General features: G+C 68.9%; 15 protein-coding genes and 1 pseudogene. 10 read left to right on the top strand and 6 right to left on the bottom strand.

Annotated elements, in window-relative coordinates:
• The first annotated feature begins 36 nt into the window (after positions 1-36).
• From ABT381_RS00605 to ABT381_RS00585, 5 genes are all read left to right on the top strand, one after another.
• Positions 37-435 carry a C-glycoside deglycosidase beta subunit domain-containing protein gene (locus tag ABT381_RS00605; protein WP_351586030.1) on the top strand — a complete coding sequence of 133 codons (399 nt, stop codon included), beginning with the start codon at positions 37-39 and terminating at the stop codon, positions 433-435.
• Entirely contained in the window at positions 432-1,334 is a 903-nt protein-coding gene (locus ABT381_RS00600; RefSeq protein ID WP_351586028.1) for a sugar phosphate isomerase/epimerase family protein, read from the top strand. The genes ABT381_RS00605 and ABT381_RS00600 overlap by 4 nt, the downstream gene beginning before the upstream one ends.
• Before the next feature lie 41 nt (positions 1,335-1,375).
• On the top strand, positions 1,376-2,488 hold the full coding sequence (locus tag ABT381_RS00595) for a Gfo/Idh/MocA family protein (protein WP_351586026.1): 1,113 nt from the start codon (positions 1,376-1,378) through the stop codon (positions 2,486-2,488).
• Positions 2,485-3,513: a sugar phosphate isomerase/epimerase family protein gene (locus ABT381_RS00590; protein WP_351586024.1), complete on the top strand. Its 1,029-nt coding sequence runs from the start codon at positions 2,485-2,487 to the stop codon at positions 3,511-3,513. The genes ABT381_RS00595 and ABT381_RS00590 overlap by 4 nt, the downstream gene beginning before the upstream one ends.
• 302 nt (positions 3,514-3,815) lie before the next feature.
• The gene (locus tag ABT381_RS00585; RefSeq protein WP_351586022.1) at positions 3,816-5,081 is read left to right on the top strand and encodes an ROK family protein; all 1,266 of its coding nucleotides are present in this window, start codon (positions 3,816-3,818) and stop codon (positions 5,079-5,081) included.
• 286 nt (positions 5,082-5,367) lie between these two features.
• Here ABT381_RS00585 and ABT381_RS00580 read toward each other — a convergent pair whose 3' ends face one another.
• On the bottom strand, positions 5,368-6,030 hold the full coding sequence (locus ABT381_RS00580; RefSeq protein ID WP_351586020.1) for a GntR family transcriptional regulator: 663 nt from the start codon (positions 6,028-6,030) through the stop codon (positions 5,368-5,370).
• Positions 6,031-6,158: 128 nt separating this feature from the next.
• Between ABT381_RS00580 and ABT381_RS00575 the strand changes: the two genes are divergently transcribed.
• The 5 genes and pseudogenes from ABT381_RS00575 to ABT381_RS00555 all read left to right on the top strand — a co-directional run bounded on the left by ABT381_RS00575 (position 6,159) and on the right by ABT381_RS00555 (position 9,605).
• On the top strand, positions 6,159-6,590 hold the full coding sequence (locus tag ABT381_RS00575; protein WP_351586018.1) for a VOC family protein: 432 nt from the start codon (positions 6,159-6,161) through the stop codon (positions 6,588-6,590).
• Positions 6,591-6,638: 48 nt separating this feature from the next.
• Positions 6,639-7,292 (top strand): NAD(P)H-binding protein, encoded by a 654-nt coding sequence (locus ABT381_RS00570; RefSeq protein WP_351586016.1) that lies wholly within the window; start codon positions 6,639-6,641, stop codon positions 7,290-7,292.
• 49 nt (positions 7,293-7,341) lie between these two features.
• Complete coding sequence (locus tag ABT381_RS00565) at positions 7,342-7,743, top strand: RidA family protein (protein ID WP_351586014.1); 402 nt, start codon at positions 7,342-7,344, stop codon at positions 7,741-7,743.
• Positions 7,744-7,745: 2 nt separating this feature from the next.
• Positions 7,746-8,413, top strand: a pseudogene (locus tag ABT381_RS00560) (SDR family oxidoreductase).
• Positions 8,414-8,495: 82 nt separating this feature from the next.
• Positions 8,496-9,605, top strand: a complete 1,110-nt coding sequence (locus tag ABT381_RS00555; RefSeq protein WP_351586011.1) for an NADH:flavin oxidoreductase/NADH oxidase — start codon at positions 8,496-8,498, stop codon at positions 9,603-9,605.
• A 95-nt stretch (positions 9,606-9,700) separates the two neighbouring features.
• Here the strand turns inward: ABT381_RS00555 and ABT381_RS35855 are convergent, their stop codons facing one another.
• From ABT381_RS35855 to ABT381_RS00525, 5 genes are all read right to left on the bottom strand, one after another.
• A complete protein-coding gene (locus ABT381_RS35855) occupies positions 9,701-10,717 on the bottom strand; it encodes a site-specific integrase (RefSeq protein ID WP_467754514.1) in 1,017 nt (338 codons plus the stop codon).
• A complete protein-coding gene (locus ABT381_RS00540) occupies positions 10,660-11,100 on the bottom strand; it encodes a Tn3 family transposase (protein ID WP_351586009.1) in 441 nt (146 codons plus the stop codon). Before ABT381_RS00540 ends, ABT381_RS35855 begins: the two co-directional genes overlap by 58 nt.
• A gap of 9 nt (positions 11,101-11,109) precedes the next feature.
• Positions 11,110-12,234: a hypothetical protein gene (locus ABT381_RS00535; protein ID WP_351586007.1), complete on the bottom strand. Its 1,125-nt coding sequence runs from the start codon at positions 12,232-12,234 to the stop codon at positions 11,110-11,112.
• A 12-nt stretch (positions 12,235-12,246) separates the two neighbouring features.
• On the bottom strand, positions 12,247-12,954 hold the full coding sequence (locus ABT381_RS00530; protein WP_351586005.1) for a DUF4158 domain-containing protein: 708 nt from the start codon (positions 12,952-12,954) through the stop codon (positions 12,247-12,249).
• 346 nt (positions 12,955-13,300) lie between these two features.
• Positions 13,301-14,551, bottom strand: a complete 1,251-nt coding sequence (locus tag ABT381_RS00525) for an FAD-dependent oxidoreductase (protein ID WP_351586003.1) — start codon at positions 14,549-14,551, stop codon at positions 13,301-13,303.
• Positions 14,552-14,553 lie beyond the last annotated feature (2 nt).

Raw genomic sequence — 14,553 nt, 5'->3', positions numbered from 1 at the left:
CTCCTCTCATCCCTTCCCCTTCCACCGGAGGACCCCATGTTGGACCGGGACATCATCCAAAACCGCGGCGTGCGCAACGTCGTCGCCGACGGAGAGACCATCGGGTTCCAGTTCCGACTCCGTATGCCCAACTATCGCGGCCTGTGGGGCAGCCTCATCGAGGGCGTCGAGGTTCGGGTCGGCGATCTCGTCTGGGACCGGGAGACACCCCGGTGGACCTTGCAGGGCCGTGACTTCACCTGCGCCGAACTGCGCACCTCGACCGATGTGCGCTGGCAGCTCGACGAGCCGGCCACGATCACCGTCCCGCACCCCGGCGGCCTGCCCGCGGGTGTGCACCTGCTGGAGGTCGACATCGCCCTCCAGGCCCCGTACATCCCGGCCGAGTTCCAGCCTTCGGTCTTCCACGCCGAGCGAAAGGTCACCCTCCTGTGACAAGCGGGCACGACACCCTGAAGTACGGCGTCTCCCTGTACAGCTACACCGGAGACATGTACACCCTGCTCACCCTCGACGACGCCATGGCCGAGATCGCCGACCTCGGCGCGAGTGGCATCGAGATCCTCGGCGAGGGGAACATCAGCGGCTATCCCACGCCGAGCACACAATGGATCGACGACTGGCACGCCGGCCTGGAACGCCACCAGCTGACCGCCACCAACTACGGCTCCTGGATCGACTCGCGGATGTGGCAGGACCGCGACCTGACCGTCGACGAGGGGGTCACCATCCTGCGCCGGGACCTGGACCTGGCCTCGACCCTCGGCTTCACCACCCTGCGCCCCAAGATCGGCGTGGTCTCGATGGAGCTCAAGCCGCATCCCATCTGGGAAAAGGTCATCGAACGCGTCCTGGACCGTGCTGCCGAACTCGGCGTCGTCATCTGCCCCGAAATTCATGCGCCGACCCCGATCAGGCACGAGGTCGTCGACGACTACCTCGCGTTCATCGAACGCACAGGGACCGACCATTTCCGGCTGCTGATCGACACCGGCATCTTCCAGCGCGCCGCGACCGACGCGCACCACGCGGGGCTCGACGAGGAGGCCCAGGAGGCCGGTTGGCGCCGACCGCTGGCCGTACCGATGGCCGATCTGGTGGCGGTACTGCCGTATGTCGCCTTCATCCAGGCGAAGTTCTTCGACATCACCGACGAACTCAGCGACCCGCACATCCCGTGGCAGGAGATCATCACGACACTCGTCGAGCACGGCTACACCGGCTACCTCTCCAGTGAGTACGAGGGCGATCGCGTCCCCTACCGCTCGCTCGAACAGGTCCGCCGCCAGCATGCCCTGCTGAGGTCCCTGGAGAACGACGCTCGCAGGCGCTGACGTCCGCCCGCCCCGAACAGCCACACGAGAAGCGAGGTCTCATGCGCACAGTGCGCGCTGCCGTCGTCGGAACCGGCTTCATGGGAGCAGTTCACTCGCGTTCGATCATCGCCGCCGGCGGTGACCTGGTCGCCGTCGTCGGCTCCAGCCCGCAGAAGGGGCGAGCAGGTGCCGAAGCGTTCGGGGCAGCGTCGGGTCTCGGCTCCCTGGACGCCGCGTTCGAGTCGGGAGTGGATGTCGTGCACGTCTGCACGCCCAACGCCCTTCACGCCGACTTCGTCCGGGCGGCGTTGAAGGCGGGATGCTCCGTGGTGTGCGAGAAGCCACTCGCCACGGACGCGGCCACCGCGGCCGCCCTGACAACCCTGGCCGCCCAAAGCGGACTGATCGCCACCGTGCCGTTCGTCTACCGCTACTACGCCTCCGTCCAGGAAGCGCGGGCACGGATCCAGGCCCCGGGCGCGACACCACCCTGGCTGCTGCACGGCAGCTATCTGCAGGACTGGCTGGCAGACCCGGGCGCCACGAACTGGCGGGTCGAGGCGCACGTCGGCGGACCCAGCCGCGCGTTCGCCGACATCGGCGTCCACTGGTGCGACCTGGCGGAATTCGTCACCGGCCAGCGCATCGTCCGCGTGAACGCCCAGTTCGGCCGTTCCGCATCGGCCCGGCCCGGTCCCGACGGCGCTCTCGTTCCGGTCACCACCGAGGACGGTGCGACCGTCACCTTCACCACTGACACCGGCGCTCTGGGCAGTGTCGTGATCAGCCAGGCGAGCGCTGGCCGCAAGAACGCCCTGTCCTTCTCCTTCGACGGGCCGGACGCCAGCTACGGATTCCGGCAGGAAACCCCGGAGACTCTCTGGATCGGCGGCCGGGAAGCGAACCGGACGGTGGCCCGCGATCCAGGACGCCCCGGATACCCGCCTGCTCCACGGGGAGCGCTGCCCGCGGGCCACCCCCAGGGCTACTACGAGTGCTTCACCGACTTCATCGCCGACACCTACGCCGCGCTCCGTGGAGAGTCCGTCGACCGGCTTCCCCGCTTCGCCGACGGCCTGCGCGCCGCCCGGATCACCGAGGCAGTCCTGGCCTCGGCCGCCTCCGGAACCTGGATCGAAGTTCCGACCGACCACCAGGAGCAGATGACATGACGACCTCACAGCAACCAGTCTCCCGCCAGCCCGTCACCCTGTTCACCGGGCAGTGGGCAGACCTCCCCTTCGAGACGGTCGCCCGGATGGCAAGCGAGTGGGGCTACGACGGTCTGGAAATCGCCGCGTCCGGCGACCACCTCGACCTGGAACGCGCCGAGGCCGACCCCTCTTACCTGCAGAGCAGGCTCGACATCCTGGACAAGCACGGCCTGCGCTGCTGGGCGATCTCGCACCACCTCACCGGCCAGGCCGTCTGCGACGACCCCATCGACTTCCGTCACAAAGCGATCCTGCGGCCGAGCACCTGGGGCAACGGAGAGCCGGAAGGCGTACGGCAGCGTGCCGCGCAGGATATGAAGCGCGCAGCCCGGGTGGCCCGCAGACTCGGTGCGGACGTCGTCGTCGGCTTCACCGGCTCGAAGATCTGGCCCTACGTCGCCATGTTCCCGCCCGTCCCCCCGTCGGTGATCGACGACGGCTACGCCGATTTCGCCCGTCGCTGGAACCCGATCCTCGACGTCTTCGACGACGAAGGGGTCCGCTTCGCCCACGAAGTGCACCCCGCAGAAATCGCCTACGACCACTGGACCAGCGTCCGCGCCCTGGAAGCCATCGGCCATCGTCCGACTTTCGGATTCAATTGGGATCCTTCGCACATGCTGTGGCAGGGCATCGACACCGTCGGGTTCATCAACGACTTCGCCGACCGCATCTACCACGTCGACTGCAAAGACACCCGTGTCCGACCCGCCACCGGCCGGTCCGGAGTCCTCGGATCCCACCTGCCATGGGGCGACCCGCGGCGGGGCTGGGACTTCGTCTCCGCCGGGCACGGCGACGTCCCCTGGGAGGACGCCTTCCGCGCCCTCGCCTCGATCGGCTACACCGGCCCCGTCTCCGTGGAGTGGGAAGATGCCGGAATGGACCGGATGCGCGGAGCCGCCGAGGCCGTCCAGCACGTCCGGTCCTTGTTGTGGCAGTTGCCCACGGCCTCCTTCGACGCGGCTTTCGCCCACCAATGACAGTACTCGACGGGCCTTCGGCCGCAGGGCCGGACAGCACACCGGTCGGCGACAGAAACAGGTAGACGTTCACGGTCCGCGGACAACTACCCCGGCCATGCGGAGTACTCGGTCGGACCGGGAATGCTCTGGACCGTCGTCACCGTGGCCGCCGAGTCGGCGACGGCGCTCGGGCCGATACGGCCCTGTCGTAACATCCCGGTGAGAAGTAAACGTTGGAACGACGAACGGGGAAAGACATGGGCCGCCCGGTCCCGATCAGCACCGCTCCGCTCCCGGAGCAGGCAATCGGGATTCCCCTGGTGTCCGAGCCGCCCACGCAGGAAGCGACCTCACTTGCCACGATCATCGACCTCGTGCGCTCCGGCCGCGTCGCGACCCGGCCGGAGCTGGTCACCGCGACCGGCCTCAGCCGCAAAGTAGTCACCCAACGCGTCGAGCAGGCACTCTCGCTCGGGCTCCTCGAAGTCGGTGAGCTGGCGCCCTCGTCCGGGGGTCGGCAGGCCCGCACGCTGCGCTTCGGATCCGGGGCAGGACACATCTACAGCGCCCTGGTCGGTGCGTCCGAGTTCACCGCCGCTGTCATGGACCTCTCGGGCACGATTGTCGCCTCCCATCACGAGGACTGGGCGGTCGAGACCGGCCCCGAACCCACCATGCGGCAGGTCCAGTCGGCGTTCGCCGCCCTTGCCCGAAAGACCGGGCTGGGCAGGCCTTGGGCGATCGGGGTCGGGGTGCCCGGGCCGGTGGAGTTCGCCTCCGGCCACCTTGTCGCTCCCCCCATCATGCCCGGCTGGGACGGCTTCAGCGTCAGGGCCTGGCTCCGCGAGCACTACGACGCGCCCGTCTGGGTGGACAACGACGTGAACCTCATGGCGCTGGGCGAATGGACGTCCGGAACGCCGCGCGACGAACGAGACATGCTCTTCATCAAGGTCGGCACAGGCATCGGGGCGGGCCTGGTCACCCGGGGACGCCTCCTCCGTGGGGACCGCGGTGCCGCCGGCGACATCGGCCACACCCACGTCGTCGACGATCCATCGGCGGTCTGCCGGTGCGGCCGAACCGGCTGCCTGGAGGCCGTCGCGAGCGGCTGGTCCATGCTCGAAGAGTCCGTCCGCCGGGTGGAGGAAAGTCCCTACCTCACCAAGGTGCTGGGCCGGACCGGAACCCTCACCCTCGGAGACGTCGGTGCCGCCGCAGTGGTTGCGGACAGCCTGGCCCTGGAAATGATCGACAAGAGGTCCCGCCTCGTCGCGGAGGTCATCGCCAATCTGGTCAACTTCTGCAATCCCGGAGTGCTCGTCCTTGGCGGTGGTGTACTTCGAACCGGAACCCGGTTCGTCGACGTCGTCTCCTCGGCGGTACACACGCGATGCAATCGCCTCGTCACTGCCGGCTTGACTGTCCGCGCCGCATCGCTCGACCATGCCGAAGGCGTCATCGGCGCTGGACTCCTGGCGCGCTCGGGCCTGTTTGCCACGACTCCACTGAGCCACTGGGTCGAAAGCGGCAGCCCGCTCGGTCACGCCACCACCCTCCAGCGACTCTCCGTCGACCTCGCCTGATTCGGCCTGTCGAAAGACATCGGGCCTTCGCCTGGATGCGGCAGCGGTCAGCCCACCCCGCTCCATCTGACGGGTCGGTCGACTGCTGGTCGGTCGACATCCGCTTGTAGACCGGATTGGCCATGCCACTCCCCGTGTCGGGGGTCGCATTCGACTCCAACTGTCAGCAAACCCTGTCATCAGCCACCATCGGATCTGCTTGGATCGGCGCCGCCGTCGGGCCCGGGAAAGTCCGGGTTCATTGGACGCCCGTCGCGCCTGTCGTTATTCGAACGCTTGCCGACACTCAGGCGGTGGTTCCGGCGAGCACGTCAACGGCGTGGCGACGGTGTGCTGCGAAGAGGTCGAGGGCGGTGTTGGTGTCCCGGGCGCGCAGTGCGGTGACGAGCCCGTGGTGCTCGCGCGGGATGCAGTCGAGGTAGCCGGCGGTGCTACGGCTGATCCGGGTCAGCAGGAACAGGTGGACCTGGCACCGTATGCCGTCCCAGGCGTCGGCGAGGCGCTGGTGTCCTGCGGCGGCGAACACCGCGTCGTGGAAGGCGATGTCCAGGCGCACCATTTCGTGCGCATCGCCGGCTCGATCCATCATGTCTGCCGTCTTCGCGATGGACGTCAGGTCCTCGTCCGAGGCGTGGGCGATCACCTGGCGGACGGCGAGGTCCTCCAGTGCGCCACGCAGGCTGTCGAGCTCGGCCACGTCCTCGGCGGACAGCGTCGTCACCGTCGTGCCCCGGTGCCAGGCACAGTGCACCAGGCCCTCGCGCTCCAGCAGCCGCAGCGCCTCGCGCACCGGGCCGCGGCTGACATCCATCTCGCTGGACAGCTCTACCTCGCGCAGCTGCTCGCCCGGGGCGTAGGCCCCGTTGAAGATGGCCTCGCGGATGCGGTCCGCGACCTCGTCGGCCAGACCCCGGCGGCGGGCCGGGGCTACCTTGCCCTGATCACCCATGCCCGAATTACACCTCCTCCACCAATGACCTAATGTTAACATTCAGACGTTGTCGTGATGTCAACATTAGGACAAGTCGAGCAGGATCGCTCACGGGCCGCTCCGCTCCCCGGCAGGAAGGCAGTGCCATGACCGTTCTCGTCCCCCCGATCCCCCGCTTTCACCTGGCCGTGCCGGTCGACGACCTGGCCGCCGCGCGTCGCTTCTACGGCGACATCCTGGGCCTGGAGCAGGGCCGCAGCGCGGACACGTGGGTGGACTGGAATCTGCACGGCCACCAGTTCGTCACGCACCTCACGCCGGAGCGCGCGCAGCGCATACACAACCCGGTCGACGGCCACGACGTGCCCGTGCCGCACTTCGGTCTGGTCCTGACGGTCGATGCCTTCCAGGAGCTTGCCGAGCGGCTGCGGGCGGCGGGCACCGAGTTCGTCATCGAGCCGTACGTGCGTTTCGCGGGTCAGAAGGGCGAGCAGTGGACGATGTTCCTCCTCGACCCGGCCGGCAACGCACTGGAGTTCAAGGCGTTCGCCGACGACTCCCAGGTGTTCGCCGCCTGACCGGCGGCCGGCACCACCCACCCCACACGCGAAAGACGGGACGAGCTCATGAAGGTGTTCCAGATCGGCGCCGCCGGAGGAGTCGGCCGCCGCCTCACTCCACTCCTGACCCAACGCGGTGACGTCGTGACCGGCATGCACCGCAGGTCCGCTCAGGGCGAGACCGTACAGGCGGCCGGCGGGACTCCGGTGATCGGTGATCTCATCGCCGACTCGGTCGAGGACCTGGCCGGCAAGATGCGCGGCCATGACGCCGTGGTCTTCTCGGCCGGCGCACACGGCACCGGTCAGGACAAGACGACCCTGATCGACGGCCGTGGCCTGGAGAAGGCCGCCGATGCGGCCGCGCTGGCCGGGGTATCACGGTTCGTCCTCGTCTCGGTGTTCCCCGATGCACTGCGTGACGGGACGCGCAGTGAGGGCTTCGAGCACTACGTCAAGGTCAAGAAGACCGCCGACGTCTATCTGACACGCACCGACCTGGACTGGCTGATCGTCCGCCCCGGGACCCTCCTGGACACCCCCGGCACCGGCCGGGTCACCGCCGGTCCCGCCGTCGAGTACGGCGACGTGCACCGCGACGACGTCGCCGCGTTCCTCGACGCCGCCCTGCACGCACCGGCCCTCAGCCGCGTGATCGTCGAGCTCACCTCCGGCGACACGCCCGTCTCGGACGCCGTCACCCGCCTCGCGGCCGCCTGACCTCCCACTCCTGTCCGCAGTAACTGCACTACCAGCATGGAGAAGCACCATGACCGCCATCGATTCCTACAGCCACGGCGTCTCCGGCGAGAAGGAGTTCGGTTTCGCCCAGGCCATCAAGGTCGGCGACACCATCCACGTCTCCGGGCAGCTCTCCCACGACGAGGAGGGCAACTTCCTCTACCCGGACGACTTCGACGCCCAGCTGAAGCAGTCCTACGCCAACTTCGAAAAGGTGCTCGCCCACTACGGCGCCACCCGTAACCAGGTCGTCTCCGAAACCCAGTTCATCGTGGACCTGCCGAAGTACAACATGGCGATGGCCGCGGCGAACCTGGCCTACTTCGGCGACCACCGCCCCACCAGCTCCACCATCGGCGTCGCCTCGCTGTTCTTCCCGGGCCAGCTCATCGAGGTCAGCTTCGTCCTCGACACCCGCCTGCCGGCCTGATCATGAAGGTCGTCATCGCCGGAGGGCACGGCAAGATCGCCCTCCTCCTGGAGCAGCTCCTGTCCGAACGCGGCGATACGGTCACCGGCCTCATCCGCAACCCGGCCCAAGCCGAGGCGCTGGAGAAGGCCGGGGCCCAGGCCCGGCTCGTGGATCTGGAGAAGGCCACCAGCGACGAGGTCGCCCGGCATCTGACGGGTGCCGACGCAGTGGTGTTCGCCGCCGGAGCGGGCCCCGGGAGTTCGGTGGGCCGTAAGGACAGCGTGGACCGCGGCACGGCGATCCTGCTGGCGGACGCCGCCGAGAGTGCCGGTGTCGGACGCTATCTGCTGCTCTCCGCCATGGGCGCCGATCTGCGGGCCGTCGACGACGAAAGCCTCGACCCGGTCTTCCGCACCTATCTGCAGGCCAAACTCGCGGCCGAGAACGCCATCCGGTCCCGGACCGCGCTCCGGGCGACGATCGTCCGCCCCGGCCTGCTCAACGACACCCCGGCACCGGCCGGGTCACGCTCGCCGAGCGGACCGGCCCGGGCCCTATCTCCCGGGCCGATGTCGCAGCCGTCCTGCTGGCGCTGCTCGTCGAACCGCGGCTGACCGGCCGGACCGTCGAGGTCATCGGCGGCAGCACCCCCATCGCGGACGCCGTGGCAGCCCACGCCGCCCACTGAACCGCCCGCTCCGCGTCTCCCCTCATCTCCCCATCGACGGCGTTGTCCCGGCCGGCGATGCCCCACCCGAAAGAGAAACACCGTGAGTACTCTGTTCGCCCCCCTCAAGCTGCGCTCCCTCCAGATACCCAACCGGGTGTGGATGTCGCCGATGTGCATGTACTCCGCCGCCCCTGACGGGCCGGAGACCGGCGCGCCGACCGACTTCCACCTCACCCACCTGGCCTCACGCGCCGCCGGTGGCGCGGGCCTGGTCATGGCCGAGGCCACCGGGGTCCGCCCCGACGGGCGGATCAGCCCTTGGGACCTGGGCCTGTGGAACGACCGTCAGCAGGAAGCGTTCGCCCGCATCACTGCGGCCATCAAGGCGCACGGCGCCGTCCCGGCCATCCAGCTCGCCCACGCCGGCCGCAAGGCGTCAGTGGACAAGCCCTGGCTGTCCGACCGGTACGTGCCCCAGAGCGAGGGCGGCTGGCAGACGGTGGCGCCCAGCGCCATCGCGTACGACGGCCTGTCCGTCCCGCACGAGCTGACCGTCGCCGAGATCCAGCAGCTCGTAGCCGATTTCGCCGACTCCGCCAAGCGTGCCCTGGCCGCCGGCTTCCAGGTCGCCGAGGTGCACGGCGCCCACGGCTACCTGATCAACTCGTTCCTCTCCCCGGCCTCCAACCACCGCACCGACGCCTACGGCGGCAGCTTCGAGAACCGGATCCGCTTCGCCCTGGAGGTCGTCGACGCGGTGCGCGCCGTGTGGCCCGCCGAGCTGCCGGTCTTCTTCCGCACCTCCGCGACCGACTGGCTCACCGAGAACCCCGAGGACCCCCGCGAGGGCTGGACCGGCGAGGACACCGTCCGCCTCGCCAAGGAACTGACCGCCCGCGGCGTCGACCTGCTCGACGTGTCCACCGGCGGCATGGTCCGCGACGCCAAGATCGTCGCCGGGCCGAACTACCAGGTCCCCTTCGCCGCCCAGGCCCGCAACCAGGCCGGCATCCCCACCGCCGCCGTCGGCATCATCACCGAGCCGCAGCAGGCTGAGGACGTCATCGCCTCCGGCCAGGCCGACGCCGTCTTCCTCGGCCGTGAACTGCTGCGCAACCCGTACTGGGCACAGCACGCCGCCCTCGCACTCGATGCCGAGCCGACCTGGCCGGACCAGTACGCCTACGTCGTCAAGCGCCGCAAGCGCTGACCTCCCTTCCGCGTTTCCGCACCACCGGCCGTACCGCCCTTACCAGGGACAACGCGCCAAGCACCGCACAGGGAGATCTCCCCCATGAACCACCTTCAGGACAAGGTCGTCGTCATCACCGGCGCCTCCTCCGGCATCGGCGCCGTCAGCGCCAAGGAACTGGCCAGGATGGCCGCCGTGGACACCCCCTTCAGCCTCACTTCGCCCCCTCTGCCGACACGTTCTTCCTGCCTAGAGCGTGGTTGTACTCGTCGACCACAGCCGGATCGGAGACACGGGTGTAAAGACGAGTCGACTCCGGAGACGCGCGACCGAGTCGCTTCTGCACCGTCAGCTCCCACATCCCGCCCTCCCACATCCGTGTGGCGTGGGTGTGCCGCAGCGCGTGCGGGGTTACCGATGAGGAAGACCAGCGGCGTGTCCGTGTCGGTGGGTCGATCACCCATGACGTAGGCACTGACAGCGACCAGAGCCCCGGGCTCGTGCAGGTCGACCACCCGCTCGTAACGCGACTTCGACCGCGCGCCCTTGGGGTGGTCGTCGCGGTGGCGGACCACGACGCGGCGCCGACCGTAGGTGATGCCCTCCAGGTGCAGCCCAAGGGCCTCGCCGGGCCGCATCCCGCCTTGAAGCATCAGGGCCCGGTCGCGCACCGACCGCAACTCGGTGAGCAGGGCCTTGACCTGGGCATCGTCCAGCGGACGGGGCAGGGCCTGGACGGTCTTGACCCGCACCGCGCGGCGAACGGGCCGCTGACGGCTGGCCCGCCCCATGAACGGACGGTGCCGTTCGGACACCCGCTGCGAGGCCGGGTCCGGGCGCTTCTCGATCGGGTTCGCGCGGTCCAGCAGCCCGGCCAGGATGGCGAACTCGTAGAACGAGGAAACCGCCGCCAGGATCCGGTTCACCGTGGTCGCCGCGAGCTTCGTGGCCGGTCCGTCCGCGCCGATCGTCGCCACGGTAAGCACCATGCGGTTCCGGGGCCGCCGGAACGGCACCGAGCGCAGGTACTCCAGCAGCGGGATCGCATGCGGCGGGGCAAACACGTCCCAGGTCAGACCCCGCTGGCCGAGGAATCGCCACAGGTGGCGGAGGTCGTACGCGTACGACACGAGCGTGTTCGGAGAGCAGTTGCGAGCGGCCAGGAACCGCAAGAATCCCGAGACCACCTCGATCGGCTCACCATCGCCATCGAGCAGCTCGACCCGGTGAGAAGCATCCTCGCGACGCTGATGCAAAACCCGCACGGGTTGAAGTGCGTGAACAGCGCGATATAGGTGTCCGAGATGTGGTGGTAGGCGATCCCGCCCGCCTTGCCGTACCGCACCGAGGTCTCGGCGAGCAGGTTGTTGAGGTAGGTGTCCATGTGGGTGCCGTCCGCCGCCACGGCGGTGCCGTCGCCCCACGCCTGGGAGATGTCGAGGCGGGCGTACGCGTTGACCAGGTCGGCGACGGCACCGTTCAGCAGCGCGATGGAGAAGTGCCGGTTGGCCACGTACAACAGCTAATGCCCGGACACTCCGGGAATGTGCTTCGCCGCTTCGTACGGGCCCATGTTGGTGCCCTTGACGAACGTGGTCAGCACGTACCGGCCGAACGGGTCCTTCAGCTTCGGGGCGTTGCCCGAGGGCGGACCGAAGCGGCGCCACCACTCCACCCAGAGTGACGGGATACCGGTCTCCGGGTCGATGACCAGGCCCTCGTTGTCCGGATACCCGGCATCCGCCGCCGCGGCGGCGCCGCGCAGCTTGTCCTCCAGCTGCTGGCGGAAAGACGCCGCGTCGAAGGCACCGGCCTCGCCCTCCTCGCACAGCCCGACCTCCACCAGGTAGTCGGCCGGCTTCTCCTGGATGTCCTCCCACGCGAGCAGCTGCTCGGACCAGTCGGCGTACTCCTCCGAGCCGACTACCGCGACGTCCCCGGTGCGCAGTTCCTCGGCGAGGTGGGTGAAGACCATCGCCTCGAAGTGCTTGCGGACGAACCGGCCCGGCCGCGTCTTGTCGAGCACGGCCTTGCGCCAGTTCTGCGTGGCGAAGGAGATGTCGACGGTCTTGCCGTTCTCGCCGAGCGCGGTGACGTACTCGCCGCGGGCGCTCTCGTGCCGTATGGCGTGCGCGAGCGCGTCCAGCACCCGCCTGTCCTCGGACGTGGTGGTGAACTCCAGCTTCTCCGCCAGGTCGAAAGCTTCTCCGCCAGGTCGAACATCACCGACCGGTCCCGGCCGAGCTGCCCGTACAGCAACACCTGCCAGAGGTTGCCGTGATGCCCGGAGACCTTCTCGATCTGCTCGTACTGCCCCGCGAACCCGCCGAAGCCCTCCACCGCCTCGGTAACCGCCCCCAGGCCGCCGGCCTGCATCAGCTGAGCCTTTGCCAGGGCGAGCACGACCGGGGAGCCCCCCGCCCAGGCGCCGGGCGACCTCCTCCACCGGCGCCGCCTCGTCCAGCCCTTCCAGGGCCTTCACGGCCTCGGCGGTCATCGCCGCGGCCTTCGCCAACGCCTCCTGGGCGGGGCCGCCGTCGTCGAGGTTCTTGAGCACGGTGCAGTAGTTCCCGATCAGGGCCTCGACGATCCCCCGCTCGGCGAGCCGGCTCTCCTCCAACTCCTCCTTGGTCTTCTTGATCTTCATGGCGACCCGCTTTCAGAACATCGTCGCCAGGTCGTCCCGTACCCGCATCCGCGCCTTGTGAGCGAGGCAGGCCAGCAGCGGGATCCGCTTGACGGCCGCGTAGCCCCGCAGTTCGGAGGCGTCCGCCGCGTCCGCTTCCCCGGCGAAGTCGGTCACCTTCGGCGCCGCGACGCCGTCCACCCACGCCGAGGTGTCGCCGAGCTCGTCCAGCCACTCCAGGCGCGTGAACAGGCGCTTGAAGTGTGACCAGCTCGGGCCCTGGGCGGTCTGCTTCAGCCGGTTGAACTGCGTGGTGCCGTCGCTGTCGCGCTCTTCCAACAACCGCAGCATCGCCGCCTGCTCGGTCAGGCTCATCCGGTCGTGGATGCCGCAGCAGATCCAGGTGTTCACCTCGGTGCGGATCGTGGAGGTCATCGTGTCGAAGGTGGAGAACGCCGGCAGTTCCAGCCCGGCCGCCACCACCTTCTCCAGCGCGATATTGATCAGGACGGCGGGGCGGTTCTTCGCAGCGGCCTCCTTGCGGATCGCCGCCTCAGCAATCTGCCGGGCCTGGGCCTGCTGATACTTCGTCCCCACCCGCTGGCGCGCCTCCGTACGCTGCCGCTCAGCGGTACGGCACGTCTCGTACAGCGGGAGTGTGCCCTCCGGTAGCTCGACCGTACGGCGGACGAAGTCGACCACCATCTCCGGATACTCGTCCTGCTCCGGGAACCGGCCCATAGGTGATCAGCCGCTTGAACCGCGGGTACGCGGTCCGCTCGATCGAGGTCACAAGTCGGCCCCAGGCCCAGGGATCAGTCAGTATCAGCACCAACGACCTTCGGCCGAATGGGTGACGGCCACTACCGAACAGGGCGCCAAGACCAAGTACTGGCGGCTTTTGGGCTTACCTCGGCGCTACCCCCTTTGCACTCGCCATGGGGGCGCGCACAAGCCAGCGGAAGGCGCAGGCCATGAGCGGGCGTCCGGCCTGCGCACTGCCGGGTGAGGAGAACGTCTCTGCCGACGTCGTCCGTCACACGCGGGCTGAGGCCAGGCCCGCTGTGCGACAGGACAGCGACGTCTTTCAGGCAGTCCCGCCACGCGAGACGGTGAAGGCACTCTCGGCGCGGTCGATCTCCCCCAGTTGCTTGAGGATTTCCCCGGGCGTGCCCTCGCCGACGACCTTCTGGAGCAGCGGTGTGTGATCGAGAACGGCGTCACGCAGCCGACGCAGAGGCGCGGGGGCGTGGTGAAAGACCTTTCCGAGCGCCCAGGCCGTCTGGGATTGCCGGGCTGTGTGGGGTTTACGAGTGACCTCGAAGTCGTTGAGCGCGCGGTGGACTGCGTCAGGGTCGGTCAGGTCCACACCTGCCAGCCGCCGACCGAGGAAATAGCCATCCTCAGTGGCCATGCCGGCACCGTAGGCGGCGTACGGGGACGTGGGGTGGGCCGCGTCTCCGATCAGGGTGATCCTGCCCTTTGACCACTGCTTGAGCGGCTTGCGGTCGCGTATGGGCCAGCTCTGCACGTGAGCGGGATCAGTCGCAGCGATGAGACCGGGCAGTGGTTCCGGGAAGTCGTGGGCGAGGCGTACGGCAGCGCCGTGGAGATCGCTGGGCAGGGGGCGCTGGGCATCGTGGGCGGTGAGAACCCACCACTGGAAGCCGTCGCGGCCCTTGCTGCGGATGGCGGTCCAGGCACCCTGCACGGTGGGGCTGTGTGTGAGCACACACAGGCCACGGGGGGCGGATACGTTCTCGGCGAGGGTGTATCCGCCGTAGAGCTGCAGATTGTGGGGACGGATCGGGGAGTCGCCCCACAGTGTGCGGCGCACCAGTGAGTTGATCCCGTCAGCACCGATCAGGACGTCGGCCTCGTGCACGGTTCCGTCGGCCATCAGCAGACGGACCGCTCGGTCGTCCGACTCCACGCCCTCCAGCGCAAGGCCGGTGCGCAGCATGCCCGGTGGGAGAGCAGCCAGCAGCCGCTCGTACAGGTCCGGGCGGAGCAGACCGATGAAGCCGCCGCCGTAGTCGCGTACGACATCCGCAGGCAGCCGGACCTGAACTCGCCGCTTGCCGCGCATGTTGCGGAACTCGCTCTGGCAGGGCGCGCCGAGGTCGTCGATGTCGACGCCGAGCAGGCCGAGGGCCTTGATGGGAGCGGGCCACAGATTGAGGATGTTGCCGGCCGGCCGCGCCTGCGCGTGACGCTCGAAGAGGGTGACATGGTGGCCGGCCTGGTGGGCGGAGAGCGCCGCGGCCATACCGGCAGGGCCGGCGCCGACGACAGCGATCCGGCCGGGCGAAGCGGGTGATGGTGGGGTGTGCGACATGT

The organism is Streptomyces sp. NPDC000151 (assembly GCF_040301705.1).
Lineage (GTDB): Bacteria > Actinomycetota > Actinomycetes > Streptomycetales > Streptomycetaceae > Streptomyces.
Note: the sequence above shows the minus strand (reverse complement) of the source record. Positions and strands in the feature narration are given on the sequence as shown.

What these genes read in the sequence shown, in the direction of transcription:
- ABT381_RS00590 (WP_351586024.1), top strand. Translation starts at nt 2,485, where the DNA reads ATGACGACCTCACAGCAACCAGTCTCCCGCCAGCCCGTCACCCTGTTC.
- ABT381_RS00595 (WP_351586026.1), top strand. Translation starts at nt 1,376, where the DNA reads ATGCGCACAGTGCGCGCTGCCGTCGTCGGAACCGGCTTCATGGGAGCA.
- ABT381_RS00570 (WP_351586016.1), top strand. Translation starts at nt 6,639, where the DNA reads ATGAAGGTGTTCCAGATCGGCGCCGCCGGAGGAGTCGGCCGCCGCCTC.
- ABT381_RS00535 (WP_351586007.1), bottom strand. Translation starts at nt 12,234, where the DNA reads ATGAAGATCAAGAAGACCAAGGAGGAGTTGGAGGAGAGCCGGCTCGCC.
- ABT381_RS00530 (WP_351586005.1), bottom strand. Translation starts at nt 12,954, where the DNA reads ATGGGCCGGTTCCCGGAGCAGGACGAGTATCCGGAGATGGTGGTCGAC.
- ABT381_RS00525 (WP_351586003.1), bottom strand. Translation starts at nt 14,551, where the DNA reads ATGTCGCACACCCCACCATCACCCGCTTCGCCCGGCCGGATCGCTGTC.
- ABT381_RS00565 (WP_351586014.1), top strand. Translation starts at nt 7,342, where the DNA reads ATGACCGCCATCGATTCCTACAGCCACGGCGTCTCCGGCGAGAAGGAG.
- ABT381_RS00575 (WP_351586018.1), top strand. Translation starts at nt 6,159, where the DNA reads ATGACCGTTCTCGTCCCCCCGATCCCCCGCTTTCACCTGGCCGTGCCG.
- ABT381_RS00605 (WP_351586030.1), top strand. Translation starts at nt 37, where the DNA reads ATGTTGGACCGGGACATCATCCAAAACCGCGGCGTGCGCAACGTCGTC.
- ABT381_RS00580 (WP_351586020.1), bottom strand. Translation starts at nt 6,030, where the DNA reads ATGGGTGATCAGGGCAAGGTAGCCCCGGCCCGCCGCCGGGGTCTGGCC.